We start from the raw sequence: 17892 nt of genomic DNA, 5'->3' as shown, positions 1-17892 counted from the left end.
GACGTTATCATTCCTTCCAGTTACCTGCCGCTGATATCAACATAACGAATTGAATGTCTTCTATCCGTACGCTATCCGACATAGTCAAAAAGGAATGCTCCTTACGTGAATCCTATTCACTTTGGGCGCTAGCTGGCATTAAATAATTATCAGTGTACTTGGCGCCGAGAAACCAATGCAGGCACATACGGCAGAGTTATCACAGGATTTCTGCTCGTTCCTGCGAGCATCATTTATCGGCTACACCTACCAGCGCTTCTGTGTTACGCATTGTGGTGTCGTATGCATGCTTGGCTGTCTTCTGGCACACTTCTTTAGCGCCACCAGTAAGAGATCTGCATTTCATCTTTGATGTGTAGTACACGGCCTCTGCCTTGTAATATTTCACAATGCGCCGCGTTGTCACATCGTATGCATCTTTTGCGACATTTTGACATTGCTCTCTCGCATCATTCTCTTGATACATACATTTAATTCGTTCTGAATAGTAGATATCGCCGGCTTTGTAGTAAAGCGCATCTTGCCGGGATTTCTCTGTGGAATGTCCATGCACAACCTGTGAACGTTCGATTACCATCTCTTGCGATATGCTTTCGGAAGAGATGATTAAAGTTAATAGCAAGGTGATTGCCAACGCCAATACAACGACTTTTAATATTTTCATTGTCATTATCTCTGGATGCTACATTGTGTGTGCGCATAACTATGCTCGAGCGAATCAGGCAATTACTACCTTAATTGAGGTTAACATTCATGTATGTTCGATAACGTACGTATTGCGGTAAGTTCTTCGCTTCTGCAGTCCTAACAGTGCCTTGCTCTGAACTATACGCAAACACTTCTTTCAGTCATCAGACAGTCGTCGCTTTATGCCAGCATCCTACCGGCGCACATAGTCCAGCGCATTGGCTGTTGACGATGTACAGCCATGCCGCAACGTACGATCTTGTGATAACCTGCACAGTCATCTCAATGATGTAGCCAGTGCGCCGAAAGGGTGTCTGAGAGGCCGCCGGTACTACCCAGGCGGGACATAATTGATAAGACATAATAGAGGCGGCAGATATCTTCTCGATGAGGCGGGTTTGAAAAGTTAATCAGCGAAATACCCGCCACGGAGTAAACGGTGCATACTGGTTCAAGACGGCCCAGTGTATGGCTACTGAAGAGAGAGGCCGCGTAGGCCAGGAGGAGACAAGATTCTCACTCGCGATGACACGGTAGCTACTGAACGCTATTTCGGTGATCTACCCGTCTAGTCAGAGGCTCCCTGATTCAATCGTATAAACTGGTCTCCAGCCATTTGACCAGATCGTCTATAACACCAAATTACAGGCCCCTGGAATTGCCGAATCCCAGCGCAGTAATTGCGCCGGGACTCTGAGCAATCTACAAGTTTATTCTACGCCGGCGATGGACATGTGGTTTTTCACATCTTTCACACCTTTTACATCACTGACAAGCTTGGTGGCCAATGAGATTTCTGCCGCATTCCTGGCATCACCGCTCAGTGTTACCACGCCGTTGTTAGTCACTGCCTTGGTATGCAAAGCGCTGGTTGAGCGGTGACTCAGCAATGTCAGCTTGACCAGTGCTGTGATGGAGGCATCATCGACCACCTCACCCACTGTTGCGTCTTTCTTTACTGACGTACCTGATACGGTCATCTCATTGTTGACGCTCTTGACCCCATCGATATCCTTGGCATACTCGGTCGTCAGGTCCTTTTCCGCCTGGCTTCCTGCGTCGCCTCGCAGTGTCACCGCGCCGTTATTGATCGACACCTCGGTGAGAGTACTGACGTTTCGGTGGAATAAAAGCGTGGTTTTCACTTTTGCGACAAGCCATGCGTCGGAATTTTCCGCGGGCTGATCACCCTTCACCGTCAGCTTGTTATCCACACGTTTGACATCGGGCTGGCCAGCGACGGTCTCTTGAGCCAGTGATTTGTGGGAGGCATCGATTACAGTGCCCGTCAAAGTCACGATACCATCCCTGGATTCAACCTTGATGTCATCGCTCTTGAGATAGGTCTTGAACACATACGAACTCCTGACAGTTGACTCGATTTTCTCATCCGTCTTGGACGCAAGCACCGGCATACTCATCACCAGCATGGCTATCGCGCCCGCCAGGAAACTTCCAGAATATTGATATTTCATTGCTTCTCTCCTGAATTTACTCATGAACCGGATACTATCTACCGGTAACGATACTGACTCTGATGCAATCGCGCTTGCGGGCTCGAGGAGATCCTGCAAACCCGCACTCACTCCTACTTCCCTGCAACCTTCTCAATCTGGCCGATCTTTTCCTGAACCTGGCCGGCGATGTTCTCGCCCTTTCCTTCGGCTTCCAATTCCGGATTATCGATCAGCTTTCCTGTCATCTCCTTGATCTTACCCTTTGCCTTGTGCAACTTGCCCTCTGCCTGATCTTTAGTGCTGGTTTTCATTGCATATCTCCTCTTCTGTTTTCTCTTCTCTGCTGTCATTCACACGCGCATATAGACAATGACGAGTAAACCGGCGGAATCCTGCTCTCTGGCCGGCATCGGACCAATCCGCCCGCCTGCGATTATTTCGCCTGATCAACGATGGGTACGATTAATTTTACTGTCTATCTCATTCTGCGCCTGCAACCAGTCATGGATTGTGTCACCACTCTCGAAATGACGGTGCTCTGCAATGTAATACGCGGCTTCCGCGATCATATGGTCGCGCTGTTCCTCTGAAATCTCCGTCGCCACATCAAGATGTCGTCCAAACTCCGAGCTTTTACCGCTACCATAGGGATGTGACTTTGATTCGTAATTTTGCGTGGTCATGTATTATTCCTTCTGGTTAAACTGATGACGATAGACTCGCACACCGCTGTACTCGGAAAGCGTTAGTGGATGTGCGGGTAAACCTCGCGCATCGCTGTTGTGGGTACCGATGAGTCAAAGATTGCGAATTGAGGGCAATAATCCCTGCCTCCTGTGGCGGGTCTTAATCCGTACTTCACTTCGTGCTTCCCTGGCTTAACCGTCGCCTGCAACAGCAAACAGGTTTATATGCCCTTGCATCGCTCTCTATGACTAATCGGTGAGAGGATATTGCGGCTTATCAATGGCGCGGTCTGTTCGATATCGAACAGACCGGTCATTCCGGATCTCCACCATTAATTCGATAATATTCCGTGCATTCACGAGAACATCGTCCAACAGGATGTCAGGCTACCGCAGGTTATCGAGTTATCTTGATATCTTCCGAGACATGTGAATACAGCGCCTGACCGGCAGTAGCCATAGCCTGCACTCGGTGTAATGGTCAGCATGGATATTTCCTCGCGCTCGCTCGGGGCGGGAGTATTCCTGATCTTCATGTGCAATGAATTCATGCCTCGTATATCTTGCTTTCCTGCATTTAGACCCAATCTTATTTGCATTACGTGATCGGAATTACTGGATTACACCGGTACAGGAGATTCTGTCATGACTGTGCATATTGCATTGAATGGTAACGATACATCTGGCGAGATTAACCGCAAGAAGGCGCATGAAATCGCCAAGAGAATAGCAAATGCCGCGCGCACCAAGGCCCTTGCGGCGTGGGACCCGAGCACCAGACGAAGCCGGGAAGTGTTTGCTGATTGCGCCTACAGCGTTGCGTACGAAGTGGCGTTTGTAAAAGCAATTGCAAAGCAAAAGATCAAGAAAATAGTTTATTGATGCGCCCGGATCCGTCCTGGGCTGCATGTCTCGGTGTCTCCTATCACAGACACATGGCAGATACCGATCGTACCAGAGGTTGCAGAAGTACCGGACCGATGGTGGCAGCACCCTGGAGACGACGGCCAATTCAGGTGAATACGCAGCACTGCCTCGCCTGCCTTGATTACATCATGTCGGCCCCGTGATCTGCTGCATAACGTGACCGGAATTGCCAAAGGATTCCATTACAGGAGATGCCGTCATGTTGATGCATAAAACATTGAAGGATGGCGAAACCTCAGATGGGGTAGATCAGAAGAAGGCGGAAACAATCGCGAGAAGGGTTGCCAGATCTGCGCGCAACAGGGCAGTTGTAGCGTGGAGTCAAGGTAAATACAGGGACCTGTTTCAGAGCGAACAGGTGTTTCTCGATTTCGCCTATGACTATACATATAAAATGGCTCTCAGAAAAACACTGGCAAGGCAAAAGGCGAGGAGCAGCGGTTACAGATTATTTTCGGTTTGATCCGACACTTCGAGTAATTGGTGAAATTATTATAACGATATACATGGCGGGAATCAGGGTGTGCCGGACGTGTTCCGGAAAGTTAATCCCTCACTTACGTCGCGCCTGGAATGCGAGACGCGGGTGAAAGCCATACAGGAGCATAAACATGCTGGTACTGACTCGCAAGATAGGTGAGGCTATCCGAATTTCGGATGACATCCAGATCACCGTTGTCTCCATCAAAGGCAACCAGGTACGCTTTGGCATAGAGGCGCCGCTGAGTATTACCGTACATCGTCAGGAAATTTATGACCGGATTCAATCGACGAAAGAAACAAGTTAATACTCAAGCCAGGCCGCAGGATCTTCAAGCAGTAATAGATTGATATATATCAGGTGATGCGGGACACGTTACACGAATTCGATTGAATAGAACCTGCCCGAATCAGTGCGATCCGGGATGTCAGAATGCATTGCCGGTACATAGCGCAGGTACAGCACTTGGCGCCGACCGCCCGGCCTCGTCCCGGTGTCGCAGGCTGGCCAGTGCCTGCGCCGGTTTGTTGAACGCGACCGCGGAATCCTGGTGATCCCGCGTTATTCGCGCGCGCCGTGCGTGATCGCCGGAATGCAGCAGGATCCGGCATGCCGTGCCCGGGCATGGCATCGCCGCACAGGAGCAGGGCCAGCCCCGTCCACCGCGGCCGGCATCGCGAACAGCGGCTTCAGGCGCGGCCGGGAAATCTGCGCATGCCGCCACGCTGCAAGTCGGGCTGGCGCCGGTCAGTCGTGCACGTAGCTCTTGATGATATAGCCGCCGGACTTCTCGTCGTGCTCCAGCTCCAGCAGCTTGAGCTCCTGCGCCTCCTCCAGCAGTTTGCCGAAGGTGCGGAAACCGTGGTAGGTCTCGTTGAAACCGGGCTTGCGCCGTTTCAGCGCCTGCTTGACCATCGAGCCCCACACCTTCTCCTCCTCGCCGCGCTCCTCGAACAGGTCGGCGACCGTCTCCAGCACCAGGTCCAGCGCCGCCTGCTTCTTGTCCTCCTGCACGCCCTCCTCGGTCTTCTTCGCCGTCTTGGGCTGCGCTTTCTTGTGCTTCGCCTTGGCCTTGGCCTGCTTCTCCGTCGCCCGCACCAGGTCGTCGTAGAAGATGAACTCGTCGCAGTTGGAGATCAGCAGGTCGGAGGTGGATTTCTTCACGCCGACACCGATCACCACCTTGTTGTTCTCGCGCAGCTTGCTCACCAGCGGCGAGAAGTCTGAGTCGCCGCTGATGATGACGAAGGTGTCCACGTGCGCCTTGGTGTAGCACAGGTCGAGCGCGTCCACCACCATGCGGATGTCGGCCGAGTTCTTGCCGGACATGCGTACGTGCGGAATCTCGATCAGCTCGAAGGCCGCCTCGTGCATCGACTTCTTGAATTCCTTGTAGCGTTCCCAGTCGCAGTACGCCTTCTTCACCACGATACTGCCCTTCAGCAGCAGCCGCTCCAGCACCTTCTGGACGTCGAAGGCGGCGTAGCGTGCATCCTGCACGCCAAGCGCCACGTTCTCGAAATCGCAGAACAATGCCATGTTCTCGGTCTTGGTCTTTCCGTTCATGCTCCTCCCGTTGCGGCCACGGCGGCCGGATGATCTCCGCACATGATACCTCGCCGCGCCCGGCGCGACACCCCGGGGGGTATGCTGCAGCCGATGGCGGCGCGCCGCGATCCGGGGCGGATTCCACTGTGCCTCATCAAGGCCACGAGGTCGATCCGGGGGCCGCCCGGCGGGCTCCGCCGGGCGGCGGCGAAAAAAAGGGACACATCCGGCGGCAGATTTACGTATAATGGCCGCCATGCCAGCGCGGGGCCCTCCGCGCCCCCGATTGAGTCCAGCCCAGCGGACCCGAGACAACCGTTCATCACACCCGATGTCCCGGACTCGAAATTAATCCGGGAACACCCAAGCAGGAGAATTCCATGTCATTTGATACCCTCGGCCTGTCGGCCGCATTGCTGCGCGCCGTCGCCGAACAGGGCTATACCGAGCCCACCCCGATCCAGCGCCAGGCCATCCCGGTGATCCTCGCCGGCCGCGACATCATGGGCGGCGCCCAGACCGGCACCGGCAAGACGGCCGGCTTCACGCTTCCGCTGCTGCAGCTGATGAGCGCGCGTCCGCACACCGAGGGCCGCCGCCACGTGCGCGCCCTCATCCTGACGCCGACGCGCGAGCTCGCGGCGCAGGTAGGCGAGAGCGTCGCCGCCTATGGCCGCCATCTGCCGCTCAAGTCCGCGATCATCTTCGGCGGTGTCGGCATCAATCCCCAGATCGCGGCCCTGCGCCGCGGCGTTGATATCCTGGTGGCGACGCCGGGACGCCTGCTCGACCACGTCTCGCAGAAAAACGTCGACCTGTCCCGGATCGAATTCCTGGTGCTCGACGAGGCGGACCGCATGCTGGACATGGGCTTCATCCATGACATCCGCCGAATCCTCGCCCTGCTGCCGAAGCGGCGGCAGAACCTGCTCTTCTCGGCCACCTTCCCGGACGAGATCAAGCAGCTCGCCGACACCCTGCTGCACCAGCCCGCACTGATCGAGGTGGCGCGCCGCAATGCCTCCGCCGAACTGATCACCCAGGTGATTCATCCGGTTGACAGGACGCGCAAGCGCGAACTGCTGTCGTACATGATCGGTTCGCAGAACTGGCGCCAGGTGCTGGTGTTCACCCGCACCAAGCATGGCGCCGACCGCCTCGCACGCCAGCTCGAGAGCGACGGCATCGGCACCGCCGCCATCCACGGCAACAAGAGCCAGGGGGCGCGCACGCGCGCCCTGGCGGACTTCAAGCAGGGGACGGTGCGCGTGCTGGTGGCGACCGATATCGCGGCACGCGGCCTCGACATCGACCAGCTGCCGCATGTGGTGAACTTCGAGCTGCCCAATGTGCCGGAGGACTATGTGCACCGCATCGGCCGTACCGGCCGCGCCGGAAACGAGGGTGCCGCCATCTCGCTGGTATGCGTGGACGAACACAAGCTGCTGCAGGACATCGAGCGCCTGATCAAGCGCACACTGCCGCGGGTGGTGGTGCCGGGATACGAGCCGGATCCGTCGATCAGGCCTGAGCCGATCGTCAACGGCCGCGGCGCCCATGGCGGCCGGCCCCAATCGGGTCGTGGTGGCACGGAACAGCGCCCCGTCCGCCCCGGGCACGGCAAACCGGCCGGCGGCCGGCACCACCACTCGCAGTCACCTCACCGCCAGGGCACGGGTCGCCCCCAGCACCAGGGCTCGCGCCGCAGCGGCAATCGCGACGGGGCGTAAGCAAGATCAAGGGGGACAGACTTGAGTCTGTCCTCTTCAGCTACTGCAGCAGACTCAAAGACATTGGGCTGCGCCAGCACTCAGTGCAAGCTGTGATTTGATACCGGGGACAGATTGTAAAATCTGTCCCCTTTTTTTGCACCTGTCCCTTCACGCCACGCCCTGGCTGCGCAGGTAGTCCTCGTAGTTGCCGTTGAAGGTCACGACGCCGCGCGGCGTGCCGAGCTCGATGATGCGCGTCGCGAGCGAAGAGACGAATTCGCGGTCGTGGCTGACGAAGATCAGCGTGCCGGGATAGTGTTCCAGCGCGGTGTTGAGGGACTCGATCGACTCCATGTCGAGGTGGTTGGTCGGTTCGTCCATGATCAGGACGTTGGGGCGCTGCAGCGTCAGCTTGCCGAACAGCATGCGCCCCTGTTCGCCGCCCGACAGCACGCGCACCGGCTTGTCGGTTTCATCGGTCGAGAACAGCAGCCGGCCGAGCGTGGCGCGGATCGCCTGATCGTCGATGCCGGGCCGCTTCCACTGGCTCATCCACTCGAACAGCGACATGTCCGCGGCGAAATCCGTCGCGTGATCCTGCGCGAAGTAGCCCGGAACGGCGTTCTCCGACCACTTGATCTGGCCGCGGTCCGGCGCCAGCTCGCCCAGCAGGCAGCGCAGCAGCGTGGTCTTGCCGCTGCCGTTAGGCCCGATCACCGCGACGCGTTCGCCCGCCTCGACCAGCATGTCGAGGCCGCTAAACAGCGGGATCCCGCCGAAGCCCTTGGCGACATCCTTCAGCTCGAGCGCCATGCGATGGATCTTCTTCTCCTGGTCGAAGCGGATGAAGGGGTTCACGCGGCTCGACGGCTTCACCTCGTCCAGCTTGATCTTCTCGATCTGGCGCGCGCGCGATGTGGCCTGCTTGGCCTTGGAGGCGTTGGCGGAGAAGCGGCTGACGAAGGTCTGCAGCTCGGCGATCTGCGCCTTCTTCTTCGCGTTGTCGCTCAGCAGGCGATCGCGCGCCTGGGTGGCCGCGATCATGTATTCGTCGTAATTGCCCGGAAAGACGCGCAGCTCGCCGTAATCGAGGTCCGCCATGTGGGTGCACACGCGGTTCAGGAAGTGGCGATCGTGCGAGATGATGATCATGGTGCTGCTGCGCTCGACCAGAACCTCCTCCAGCCAGCGGATGGTGTTGATATCGAGGTTGTTGGTCGGCTCGTCCAGCAGCAGGATCTCGGGGTCGGCGAACAGCGCCTGCGCCAGCAGCACGCGCAGCTTCCAGCCCGGCGCCACGGCGCTCATCAGACCGGCGTGCTGTTCCAGCGGGATGCCGACGCCGAGCAGCAGTTCGCCGGCGCGCGCCTCCGCGGTATAGCCGTCCAGCTCGGCGAATTCGATCTCCAGCTCAGCCGCCTTCATGCCGTCGGCCTCGCTCATCTCGACGCTCGCGTAGATGCGGTCGCGTTCCTGCTTCACCGCCCACAGGCGGGCATGTCCCATGAACACCGTATCGAGCACCGGATATTCCTCGAAGGCGAACTGGTCCTGGCGCAGCTTGCCGATGCGCTCGTTGGCGTCGACGCTGACGTTGCCGGCGGTGGGCTCAAGGTCGCGCCCGAGGATCTTCATCAGGGTCGATTTGCCGCAGCCGTTGGCGCCGATCAGGCCGTAGCGGTTGCCATGGCCGAATTTGACCGAGATGTTTTCGAACAGGGGCTTCGCCCCGAACTGCATGGTGAGGTTGGCTGTTGCGAGCAAGGTACGATTCCAGCTGGGTGATGAAGGATGAACGAAACGGATGCAGGACGCGGCAGGGAACCCGGAAAATAAGAACCCCGCCACGAGGGCGGGGTTCGGGTCTAACTCTGCGTGAGCAGCGTTGGACGCTTAGAGCGGTCGCACGTTCTCAGCAGCCGGGCCCTTCTGGCCCTGGGTGATTTCGAACTGCACCTGCTGACCCTCGGCCAGCGACTTGAAGCCGCTGCCCTGGATCGCGGAGTGATGCACGAACACATCCTTGCCACCGTCCGAAGGGGTGATGAAGCCGAAACCTTTGCTGTCGTTGAACCACTTTACTGTTCCTGTCGTCACGGAAATACCTCAATAATGAAATTTAATGTTTGCAGTTTTTCTTGTAGTGCAAGTCTGCGGAGGGTCATCCGTACAACAGGAGGGCTACCGAACTGCCACAAGAATTAAGCTGCGACCCGGCTACTATACAGAAACCCGCGCCGTAGGCAAAGCGCGGCGTTATCCCCACAAAATACATCACAAAAGCGGCCATCATGGCCATACCTGCGCTTGGTCTGCAGACCACACCCGCCCCGCCACGACATCCGCTGATTACCTTCTGATTGCACTGACAAATTTTCCCTGCTTCGTCATCAGTCGCGCAGCAGTTCAAGCAGCTGGGGACCATAGCGTTCCAGCTTCCGTGTCCCGATGCCGTCGATCGCGGAAAGCCCGTCGAGGTCGCGCGGCCGCTCGGCCGCAAGCGCGGCGAGCGTACTGTCGTGGAAGATCACGTAGGCCGGCACCGCCTGCTCGCGCGCCTGCCCGGCGCGCCAGGCCTTGAGGCGTTCCATCAGCGGGGCATCCGCCATGGAGACAGCGCCGGCGGACGCCGCGCCCTGGCGCGGAACCTTGCCCGCCTTGCGTGGCGCGGCGCGGCGCAGATCGATGCGCTGCTCTCCCTTCAGCACGGGCCGGCTCGCCTCGGTCAGGCGCAGGGCGCCGTAGGCCTCGTGGTCGGGGCGCGCATAGCCCAGCGCGACCAGCTGGCGGAACACACTGCGCCAGGCATTCTCGTCCAGCTCGCTGCCGATACCGAATACCGCCAGCCGGTCGTGCCCCCATTGCGTGATGCGCTCGGTGGTGCGCCCGCGCAGCACGTCGATGAGGTGCACCGCGCCGAAACGCTGTCCGGTGCGGTAGATGCACGACAGCGCCTTGCGCACCGCCTCGGTGGCGTCCCAGGTCTGCGGCGCCTCGAGGCAGGTATCGCAGTTGCCGCACGGCGCGCTCGCCTCGCCGAAATAGGCGAGCAGGCGCACGCGGCGGCAGCCGGCGGTCTCGCACAGGCCGAGCAGCGCCTCGAGCTTGGCCGCCGACACGCGCTTGTAGTCCTCGCTGCCCTCCGACTGGTCGATCATGCGGCGCTGCTGCACCACGTCGCCCAGACCGTAGGCCATCCAGGCGTCGGCCGGGGCGCCGTCGCGGCCGGCGCGCCCGGTCTCCTGGTAGTACCCCTCGACGCTCTTGGGCAGGTCGAGATGGGCGACGAAGCGCACGTCCGGCTTGTCGATGCCCATGCCGAAGGCGATGGTGGCGACCATCACGACGCCATCCTCGCGCTGGAAGCGCGCCTGGTGTTCCGCGCGCGCCTCGGACGACATGCCGGCGTGGTAAGGCAGCGCGCGCACACCCTGGGACGCCAGCCAGGCCGCCGTCTCGTCCACCTTGCGGCGCGACAGGCAGTAGACGATGCCGGCCTCCCCCGCGTACGCCGTACGGATGAAGCGCAGCAGCTGGGCGCGGGCTTCCTGCTTGTCGACGATGGTGTAGCGGATGTTCGGGCGGTCGAAGCTGGAGACGAACACGCGCGCCTCGCCGAGGCCGAGGCGGCGGATGATCTCGGCGCGCGTCTGCGGATCGGCGGTGGCGGTCAGCGCGATGCGCGGCACCGCGGGAAAGCGCTCGTGCAGGAGCGATAGCTGGAGATACTCGGGGCGGAAATCGTGGCCCCACTGCGACACGCAGTGCGCCTCGTCGATGGCGAACAGCGCGAGGCGGGACTGCTCCAGCGCGGCCAGCATGCGCGGCATCACCAGGCGCTCGGGCGCGCAATAGAGCAGGTCGAGCTCGCCCGCGCGCAGCGCGCGCTCGGTGGCGGCCACGGCGTCGGCGTCCAGGGTGGAGTTGATCAGCGCGGCGCGCACGCCGAGCTGGCGCAGCGCGTCCACCTGGTCCTGCATCAGCGCGATCAGCGGCGACACCACCAGCGCGGTACCCGGGCGCAGCAGCGCCGGCAGCTGGTAACACAGCGACTTGCCGCCGCCGGTCGGCATCAGCACCAGCGCGTCGCCGCCCGCTGCCACGTGTTCCACGATCTCGCGCTGGGCACCGCGGAACTCCGGGTGGCCGAACACGCTGTTCAGCAGGCGCAGGGGTGCGTCGGTTTGGGCGCCGGCTAGCACGGCATCCGGCCCGGTTTCAACATTCCAGGGTGGACGGCGCGGGTGAAGGATCGGCAAGCGGTTGATGGCATCAGGCGCGTGACATGTAGGCGCCGGTCTCGGTGTTGACCTTGATCACATCGCCCGGCCCCAGGTATTCCGGCACCTGCACCACCAGCCCGGTGGACAGCGTCGCCGGCTTGGAGCGGGCGGAGGCGGAGGCGCCCTTGATGCCGGGCGCGCACTCGGTGATGGCGAGCGTGATGGTCGGCGGCAGTTCGATGCCCAGCACCTTGTCGTCCGCCACCAGCGCTGCCAGACCCTCGATCCCCTCGCCCATGTACTGGAGCTCTTCCTCGATCGACTCGGCCGATACGGTGAATTGCTCGTAGCTCTCGCTGTCCATGAAGGTGCAGCCGTCGGCGTCGCGGAACAGGAACTGCACCGGACGGCGCGCGAACTCCACCTCCTCCACCACCTCGTCGCCCTTGAAGCCGCGCTCGAACTTCTGCCGCGTGACGATATTGCGGCCGCGCATCTTGTACAGCGTGTTGCCGCTGCGCGAGGACGCCGTCTGCACCGTGGTCTGCAGGATCAGGATGTTCTGGCCGTCCACCTGGATGACCATGCCACGCTTCACTTCGTTCGCCTTCATCGCATTCCGCTTATTCCATGGGTACGCACTGCCAGTCCGCCCCCGTTCCGGCACGCAGCTGGTTCTTTCCTGCCCGGACATAAATTGGGGACAGATTTATTTAATCTGTTCCCTGCCTGCTATTCGTCGACTCTCGTGTATGAACGGGGACAGATCTGAAATCTGTCCCACGACTGATCTATTACTCCGCGCACGAATACCCGAGCAGGGCGAGGCCTTCCTCGATGTAGTCGTCGGCGAGCGGGGTCGCGAGCAGGTATTCCGCCGTGCGCGGATTCCAGTGCTCCTCCGCCGCCGCCAGCGCGTCATCCCACTCCGTCTCCAGGAAGTCGCCGCGACCGACCCACATCAGGGCCACCAGCGCGATCTGCTGATCGGGCTCCAGGTCGTCGATCACGCCGCGGGTCTCGTCGTAGGTCAGGTCGTCGCCGTGGTCGGCCAGCACCTGCAGCGCCCAGTCGTCGCTGGAACTGTCCGTCACCTCGGGCAGCACCACCTCCTCCTTGGCCTGAAATTCGCGAATGCCGCCGATGATTCGGCAGACGGTTTCCGGGTTGATCTGTTCCAGCATGGCGGCCTCGGGCGGGGCGAGAAGATCCGGCCCATTCTATAAAGCGCCGGCGTGATACCGCAAGTTATCTAGCCATCAAACCAAGTGCATGGGGACAGACTCAAGTCTGTCCCCATACTTATTCAGCGCATCTTGCCCAGCAGCGACCCCAGCACGCCGCGCACGATCTGGCGCCCGATCGAGCTGCCGATCGCACGTGCCGCGCTCTGGGCCATGGCCTCGATCGGCGTCTGGCGCGTACGTCCCGCCCCGCGCGGCGCGCGCGCCAGCACCGGCTGGTCGCGTTGCGCGCGCTCGACCGCTTCCTGCTGGGCCTCCACGTCGGCGCGCTGCTTCAGCGCCTCGTAGGCGGAGACGCGGTCGAGCGTCTGGTCGTAACGGCCCTTGAGCGGGGAACGCGCCAGGCGCTCGGCGCGCTCCGGGTCGGAGAGCGGCCCGATGCGCGACTCCGGCGGGCAGATCAGCGCGCGCTCCACCGGGGTCGGGCGGCCCTCGGCGTCGAGCACCGACACCAGCGCCTCGCCCACCCCCAGCTCGGTGATCGCCTTGGCGGTGTCGAGGCCTTCGTTCGCGCGAAAGGTCTCCGCGGCGGCGCGGACCGCCTTCTGATCCTTGGGGGTGAATGCACGCAGGGCGTGCTGCACGCGGTTGCCGAGCTGGCCGAGCACGTCCTCGGGGATGTCGAGCGGGCTCTGGGTGACAAAATACACGCCCACGCCCTTGGAGCGGATCAGGCGCACGACCTGCTCGATCTTGTCGACCAGCGCCCTGGGTGCGCCGTCGAACAGCAGGTGCGCCTCGTCGAAGAAAAACACCAGGCGCGGCTTGTCCGCGTCGCCCACCTCCGGCAGCTGCTCGAACAGTTCGGCGATCAGCCACAGCAGGAACATCGCGTACAGGCGCGGCCGCGTCATCAGCGCGGTGGCATCCAGCACGGAGATCACGCCGCTGCCGGAGAAGTCCGTCTGCATCAGGTCGGGCAGCGCGACCTGCGGCTCGCCGAAGAACTGCTCCGCGCCCTGCTGCTCCAGCACCAGCAGTCCGCGCTGGATCGCCGCGATGCTGACGGCGTTCATGTTGCCGTAACTGGCCTGCAGCTCCTTCGCGTGCTCCGCCACCCAGGTCAGCATGGCGCGCAGGTCTTTCATGTCGAGCAGCAGCAGGCCCTGGTCGTCGGCAATCTTGAACACCGCGTGCAGCACGCTGGTCTGGGTGTCGTTCAGCTCGATCAGGCTGGCCAGCAGCAGCGGCCCCATGTCCGAGACCGTGGCGCGGATCGGATGTCCGCGCTGGCCGAACAGGTCCCAGAACAGGATCGGATAGGCGCGCTGCGTGTAGCCCTGCAGGCCGAGATCGGCGATGCGCCTGGCGATGCGCTCGTGCGGAGCACCTGCGGCCGCCAGGCCGGACAGGTCGCCCTTGACGTCCGCCATGAACACCGGCACCCCGGCGCGCGCGAAGCCCTCCGCGATCACCTGCAGGGTCACCGTCTTGCCGGTGCCGGTCGCGCCGCTGATCAGGCCGTGGCGGTTGCCCATGCGCAGCGGCAGCGCGATCATGCCGCCCGCGTGGCCCCCGATGCGTACCCCGCCGGTGTCCATGCCCGCCCCGTTCAACCGAAATGGCACACGTAGTCGAGCGGCTCCAGCGCCTCGATGTCGAAGCGGCTGTTGCCCGCCACCTTGAACGACTGGCCCGCGCCGAAGGCCTGCCAGTCCGCCGCACCGGGCAGGCGCACGCGGCAGCGGCCGCCGGTCAGCTCCATGACCTCGGGCGCGCCGGTGTTGAAGGTGAGCGGGGCACCGGGCAGGATCACGCCGACGCTCTTGCGGCTGCCGTCCCGGAACAGCACGGTGTGCGATACGCACCTGCCGTCAAAATACACATTGGCCTTCTTCACCACGCTCACATCATCGAACTGGCTCACGCTGCATGCTCTCCGTCTACGGGTCCGGGATTTGATTCAGGGCGACACGACTGGACGTATCTTACTGCCGGAACGCGGTACCGATCCACCTCCACCCGCCCGGGGGCCGTTCTTTTTCGCGGTGGGACCGGCTATGATGGGCGCCATGTCCAGTACCCAGACCGGATCCGCCCTGCGCTCCAGCCTGCTCACCGTCGGCGTCATCGCCGCCCTGCTGGTGATCGCCTTCCTGATGCTGCCCAAGGGCTTCAGCGACGACCTGTCGCGCATCGGCGAGGGCACCAACGTGGTCGTGCTGACGCACAACAAGGAGGCGGTGCAGAGCCTGGAACTGATGACCCTGCTCGACCGGGTGCGCGCCGACTACGCCGGCCGGATCGAATTCCTCGCCGTCGACATCGACACCGAGATGGGACAGATCTTCATGGAGCACGAGCAGGTCGGCGGCAGCGTCCTGGTGCTGTTCGACCCTGACGGCACGCGCCGCGGCGTGCTGGTCAGCGTGCGCGACGAGCAGACCCTGCGCGCTGCGCTGGACAATGCGTTCGGAATCAGCCGCTGACCCGGCCCTGGCCTTTCAACAGCCAGATGTTCTCCCTGGCCGCGCATTTTCCCTTCAGCCCGCCGGGAACGTCCACGCTGGCGAGCAGGGTCAGGTCGTAACTGCCCCGATAGTGCCGGCCCACTTCTTCGTTATGGACTGAGAAGGGAGGACCCGCCGCCAGGGCCTGGTCATACTCATAGCAGACCAGCAGCTGCGGCGCCCCTGCCGTGATCTCCGCCAGGTGCGCCGCGTAGCGCCCGCGCATCTCTGCGGGCAGGGCCACCAGCGCCGCCCGGTCGTAAACCGCATCGACCGGACCGAGCGCCCGGGCGGACAGGCGGAAGATATCGCCGGCGAAGATGTCGATGCCTTCCGCGCTGTAACGGCTCAACTCGCCGGCTTCCGAGATCTCAGGCTCCACCCCCAGCCCCGCAAACAATTGCCCGATGGCGACCCTGCTCAGCTCAGCCCCGGCGACACGATAGCCGCTGGCAAGCAACCAGGCGATGTCGAGCGTCTTGCCGCACAAGGGCAGGAAGACCCGGCCACCCGGCTCCAGGGAGAGCTCCCTGAAATATCTGACGAGATGAGGGTTGGCCTCGCCTGTGTGGAAGCCGATGTCATTCGTTTCCCATTTTCGATGCCAGAATCCCGCATCCATCGCAACACCTCTTCTCTCAGCACCAGCTCGCCTGGTCCTCCGGGCGCTGTAGGATCTCCTGCACGTTCGCCGCGATGACCTTGTAGCCGACATTGCCGTACAGCTTCTGCCGCCCCTCGTTCAGCACATAGGTCGGGCTGCCGCCGATGGACAGCTCCTTGCACAGATCGAGATCGCGGCACAGTTCCGCCATCGCGGTGCCGTCCTCCAGCGCCGCCCGGATCGGCTCCGGCGGCAGGCCCAGCCCGGCGGCCAGCCCGAACTGCACCTCGCGCCGCGCGATATTGCGCGCATCGCGGAAGAAGGCCAGGCGCAACTGCCAGGCCAGCTCCTCGAACATGTCACGCCCGGTCGCGCCCGGCGCGGCCCGCGCCGGGATCACACCGGCCCCGATCAGGCACTGCACCGCCTTAAGGAACAGGTGGACGTTCGCCGACGAGGCCGGCGCGTCGTCCAGCCACAGACGCGGATGCACCTCGATATGGGGAAACAGGCGCGCCGTCTCCTGCACGTGCGCGGCATAACCCGCGCGCCCGCCGCGCGCCTGCCAGCCCTTCTCGATGCGGTGCGCAACGGCGCCGAACACCGGGATGAAACGGTAATCGAGCTGGACCCGCGCGCCGAAGCTCGCCTTCAGCTCGTCCACGCGGACCTGCGAAACGTAGGCCCAGATGCACAGCAGGTCGGAGAAGTGGGTCAGCTTGATCGACTCGGTTCCGCTCATGTCCCGTCAGGGTCTGCGCCAAAGGGTTCGCGATAACGGCTAGAGTAGCGCCGCCGTCGTCCCGGTGACAATCCGTGCCGGATTGAACAGCGCCTCAGAACTTCCCGAGGAAATCCTGCTTCCCGACCTCGACGCCGTTATGGCGCAGGATGGCGTAGGCCGTGGTCGCGTGGAAATAGACGTTCGGCAGCGCGTAGTTGAGCAGGTAGGTCTGGCCGGGGAAGGTCAGCGTGCCGTGGCGCATCACCAGAGTGATGGTGCGCTCCTCAGAGCCGTCGATCTGTTCGGGCCGCACGGTGGCGAGAAAATCCACCGTCTTGCGCAGGCGCGCGGTCAGCTCCGGGAAGGTGGTCTCGGTGTCATCAAAGCGCGGCGGGTCCAGTCCGGCGAGGCGCGCGGGCGCAGCCCTTCGCGTTGTCGCTCGCGATCTGCACCTGGCGTGCGAGCGGAAACATGTCGGGATACAACCGGCTGCCGATCAGCACGGCGGGGTCGATCTTGCGCGCCTCGGCGTGCGCCGCCGCCTTCTCCAGGAGGCCGCTCAGATTGTTCAGCGTCCGCGTGAGCGGCGGGACGCAGGCCTGGTACATCGAAATTGCCATCGTCGTAACTCCCTGTGCTGTCCGGTCGGGTTGCCGGAGGACATCCTCCCGCGCCGCGAGCATAGCACGGAGCCGCGCAAGCCGCCTGTTCACGCATGCCCGTCTGTGATAAAACGGCGTATCAACCAAGGAGACTCACCCATGCAGCGATACCTCATCACCCTGTGCGCCGGCCTCGCCTTCCTGACCCTCGGGACGGCCCAGGCGGCCGGAGACCGCAAGACCGTGGAGCAGGTCCACCAGCACAAGACCGAACTGAACGGCCAGCAGGTCGCCGTCCACGGCAAGGTGGTCAAGGTCAACAACGGGATCATGAACAAGAACTTCCTGCACATCCAGGACGGCACCGGCGCGGCGGACAGCAATGACATCACCGTCACCAGCACGGACACCGCAGAGGTCGGCGACGAGGTGACGATCACCGGCACGCTGGTGGTCGACCGCGACTTCGGCGCCGGCTACGTCTACCCGGTCATCATCGAGCAGGCGACGATCAGCAAATAGGCCGCTGATCAGGGGACAGATTTAA

General features: G+C 61.9%; 20 protein-coding genes and 1 pseudogene. 6 read left to right on the top strand and 15 right to left on the bottom strand.

The features are described from left to right. Nucleotides 1-229: 229 nt before the first annotated feature. The 4 genes from IPK65_07165 to IPK65_07150 all read right to left on the bottom strand — a co-directional run bounded on the left by IPK65_07165 (nt 230) and on the right by IPK65_07150 (nt 2827). Complete coding sequence (locus tag IPK65_07165; GenBank protein MBK8162914.1) at nt 230-670, bottom strand: hypothetical protein; 441 nt, start codon at nt 668-670, stop codon at nt 230-232. Nucleotides 671-1397: 727 nt separating this feature from the next. Then, nucleotides 1398-2162, bottom strand: coding sequence for a BON domain-containing protein (locus tag IPK65_07160; protein ID MBK8162913.1), 765 nt, complete (start codon nt 2160-2162; stop codon nt 1398-1400). Nucleotides 2163-2275: 113 nt separating this feature from the next. Next, nucleotides 2276-2455, bottom strand: a complete 180-nt coding sequence (locus IPK65_07155) for a CsbD family protein (protein MBK8162912.1) — start codon at nt 2453-2455, stop codon at nt 2276-2278. A 135-nt stretch (nt 2456-2590) separates the two neighbouring features. Then, a complete protein-coding gene (locus tag IPK65_07150) occupies nt 2591-2827 on the bottom strand; it encodes a DUF2934 domain-containing protein (GenBank protein MBK8162911.1) in 237 nt (78 codons plus the stop codon). Nucleotides 2828-3475: 648 nt separating this feature from the next. Here IPK65_07150 and IPK65_07145 point away from each other — a divergent pair. From IPK65_07145 to csrA, 3 genes are all read left to right on the top strand, one after another. After that, nucleotides 3476-3712 carry a hypothetical protein gene (locus IPK65_07145; GenBank protein MBK8162910.1) on the top strand — a complete coding sequence of 79 codons (237 nt, stop codon included), beginning with the start codon at nt 3476-3478 and terminating at the stop codon, nt 3710-3712. Between the two features lie 244 nt (nt 3713-3956). Further along, nucleotides 3957-4220 carry a hypothetical protein gene (locus IPK65_07140; GenBank protein ID MBK8162909.1) on the top strand — a complete coding sequence of 88 codons (264 nt, stop codon included), beginning with the start codon at nt 3957-3959 and terminating at the stop codon, nt 4218-4220. Between the two features lie 148 nt (nt 4221-4368). Beyond that, nucleotides 4369-4545, top strand: coding sequence for a carbon storage regulator CsrA (gene csrA / locus IPK65_07135; protein MBK8162908.1), 177 nt, complete (start codon nt 4369-4371; stop codon nt 4543-4545). A gap of 440 nt (nt 4546-4985) precedes the next feature. Here the strand turns inward: csrA and IPK65_07130 are convergent, their stop codons facing one another. Then, the gene (locus IPK65_07130) at nt 4986-5804 is read right to left on the bottom strand and encodes an NYN domain-containing protein (GenBank protein MBK8162907.1); all 819 of its coding nucleotides are present in this window, start codon (nt 5802-5804) and stop codon (nt 4986-4988) included. 362 nt (nt 5805-6166) lie between these two features. Here IPK65_07130 and IPK65_07125 point away from each other — a divergent pair, with 362 nt between their 5' ends. After that, entirely contained in the window at nt 6167-7516 is a 1350-nt protein-coding gene (locus IPK65_07125) for a DEAD/DEAH box helicase (protein MBK8162906.1), read from the top strand. 150 nt (nt 7517-7666) lie between these two features. Here the strand turns inward: IPK65_07125 and IPK65_07120 are convergent, their stop codons facing one another. From IPK65_07120 to IPK65_07090, 7 genes are all read right to left on the bottom strand, one after another. Then, entirely contained in the window at nt 7667-9262 is a 1596-nt protein-coding gene (locus tag IPK65_07120) for an ABC-F family ATPase (protein ID MBK8162905.1), read from the bottom strand. Nucleotides 9263-9391: 129 nt separating this feature from the next. Beyond that, entirely contained in the window at nt 9392-9595 is a 204-nt protein-coding gene (locus IPK65_07115) for a cold-shock protein (GenBank protein ID MBK8162904.1), read from the bottom strand. Between the two features lie 293 nt (nt 9596-9888). Then, the gene (recQ, locus tag IPK65_07110; protein MBK8162903.1) at nt 9889-11700 is read right to left on the bottom strand and encodes a DNA helicase RecQ; all 1812 of its coding nucleotides are present in this window, start codon (nt 11698-11700) and stop codon (nt 9889-9891) included. Between the two features lie 70 nt (nt 11701-11770). Next, nucleotides 11771-12334 (bottom strand): elongation factor P-like protein YeiP, encoded by a 564-nt coding sequence (gene yeiP / locus IPK65_07105; GenBank protein ID MBK8162902.1) that lies wholly within the window; start codon nt 12332-12334, stop codon nt 11771-11773. Between the two features lie 181 nt (nt 12335-12515). After that, nucleotides 12516-12905: a DUF3775 domain-containing protein gene (locus tag IPK65_07100; protein MBK8162901.1), complete on the bottom strand. Its 390-nt coding sequence runs from the start codon at nt 12903-12905 to the stop codon at nt 12516-12518. A 122-nt stretch (nt 12906-13027) separates the two neighbouring features. Beyond that, nucleotides 13028-14506, bottom strand: a complete 1479-nt coding sequence (locus IPK65_07095; GenBank protein MBK8162900.1) for a DUF853 family protein — start codon at nt 14504-14506, stop codon at nt 13028-13030. A gap of 11 nt (nt 14507-14517) precedes the next feature. Continuing rightward, nucleotides 14518-14832 (bottom strand): pyrimidine/purine nucleoside phosphorylase, encoded by a 315-nt coding sequence (locus IPK65_07090; GenBank protein ID MBK8162899.1) that lies wholly within the window; start codon nt 14830-14832, stop codon nt 14518-14520. Between the two features lie 145 nt (nt 14833-14977). Between IPK65_07090 and IPK65_07085 the strand changes: the two genes are divergently transcribed. After that, nucleotides 14978-15394 (top strand): hypothetical protein, encoded by a 417-nt coding sequence (locus IPK65_07085; GenBank protein MBK8162898.1) that lies wholly within the window; start codon nt 14978-14980, stop codon nt 15392-15394. Here IPK65_07085 and tmpT read toward each other — a convergent pair. The 3 genes and pseudogenes from tmpT to IPK65_07070 all read right to left on the bottom strand — a co-directional run bounded on the left by tmpT (nt 15384) and on the right by IPK65_07070 (nt 17363). After that, complete coding sequence (tmpT, locus tag IPK65_07080) at nt 15384-16037, bottom strand: thiopurine S-methyltransferase (protein ID MBK8162897.1); 654 nt, start codon at nt 16035-16037, stop codon at nt 15384-15386. The two genes, IPK65_07085 and tmpT, sit on opposite strands and share 11 nt — an antisense overlap. Nucleotides 16038-16053: 16 nt before the next feature. Next, complete coding sequence (locus tag IPK65_07075) at nt 16054-16761, bottom strand: disulfide bond formation protein DsbA (GenBank protein ID MBK8162896.1); 708 nt, start codon at nt 16759-16761, stop codon at nt 16054-16056. A 94-nt stretch (nt 16762-16855) separates the two neighbouring features. Beyond that, nucleotides 16856-17363: pseudogene (locus tag IPK65_07070) on the bottom strand (DUF1993 domain-containing protein). A 183-nt stretch (nt 17364-17546) separates the two neighbouring features. On the opposite strand from IPK65_07070, the gene IPK65_07065 reads away from it, so the two are divergent. After that, nucleotides 17547-17867, top strand: a complete 321-nt coding sequence (locus IPK65_07065) for a hypothetical protein (protein MBK8162895.1) — start codon at nt 17547-17549, stop codon at nt 17865-17867. Nucleotides 17868-17892 lie beyond the last annotated feature (25 nt).

Source organism: Gammaproteobacteria bacterium, from assembly GCA_016712635.1.
GTDB lineage: Bacteria > Pseudomonadota > Gammaproteobacteria > SZUA-140 > SZUA-140 > JADJWH01.
Note: the sequence above shows the minus strand (reverse complement) of the source record. Positions and strands in the feature narration are given on the sequence as shown.

What these genes read in the sequence shown, in the direction of transcription:
- IPK65_07165 (MBK8162914.1), bottom strand. Translation starts at nt 670, where the DNA reads ATGACAATGAAAATATTAAAAGTCGTTGTATTGGCGTTGGCAATCACC.
- IPK65_07160 (MBK8162913.1), bottom strand. Translation starts at nt 2,162, where the DNA reads ATGAAATATCAATATTCTGGAAGTTTCCTGGCGGGCGCGATAGCCATG.
- IPK65_07155 (MBK8162912.1), bottom strand. Translation starts at nt 2,455, where the DNA reads ATGAAAACCAGCACTAAAGATCAGGCAGAGGGCAAGTTGCACAAGGCA.
- IPK65_07150 (MBK8162911.1), bottom strand. Translation starts at nt 2,827, where the DNA reads ATGACCACGCAAAATTACGAATCAAAGTCACATCCCTATGGTAGCGGT.
- IPK65_07145 (MBK8162910.1), top strand. Translation starts at nt 3,476, where the DNA reads ATGACTGTGCATATTGCATTGAATGGTAACGATACATCTGGCGAGATT.
- IPK65_07140 (MBK8162909.1), top strand. Translation starts at nt 3,957, where the DNA reads ATGTTGATGCATAAAACATTGAAGGATGGCGAAACCTCAGATGGGGTA.
- csrA (MBK8162908.1), top strand. Translation starts at nt 4,369, where the DNA reads ATGCTGGTACTGACTCGCAAGATAGGTGAGGCTATCCGAATTTCGGAT.
- IPK65_07130 (MBK8162907.1), bottom strand. Translation starts at nt 5,804, where the DNA reads ATGAACGGAAAGACCAAGACCGAGAACATGGCATTGTTCTGCGATTTC.
- IPK65_07125 (MBK8162906.1), top strand. Translation starts at nt 6,167, where the DNA reads ATGTCATTTGATACCCTCGGCCTGTCGGCCGCATTGCTGCGCGCCGTC.
- yeiP (MBK8162902.1), bottom strand. Translation starts at nt 12,334, where the DNA reads ATGAAGGCGAACGAAGTGAAGCGTGGCATGGTCATCCAGGTGGACGGC.
- IPK65_07100 (MBK8162901.1), bottom strand. Translation starts at nt 12,905, where the DNA reads ATGCTGGAACAGATCAACCCGGAAACCGTCTGCCGAATCATCGGCGGC.
- IPK65_07095 (MBK8162900.1), bottom strand. Translation starts at nt 14,506, where the DNA reads ATGGACACCGGCGGGGTACGCATCGGGGGCCACGCGGGCGGCATGATC.
- IPK65_07085 (MBK8162898.1), top strand. Translation starts at nt 14,978, where the DNA reads ATGTCCAGTACCCAGACCGGATCCGCCCTGCGCTCCAGCCTGCTCACC.
- tmpT (MBK8162897.1), bottom strand. Translation starts at nt 16,037, where the DNA reads ATGGATGCGGGATTCTGGCATCGAAAATGGGAAACGAATGACATCGGC.
- IPK65_07075 (MBK8162896.1), bottom strand. Translation starts at nt 16,761, where the DNA reads ATGAGCGGAACCGAGTCGATCAAGCTGACCCACTTCTCCGACCTGCTG.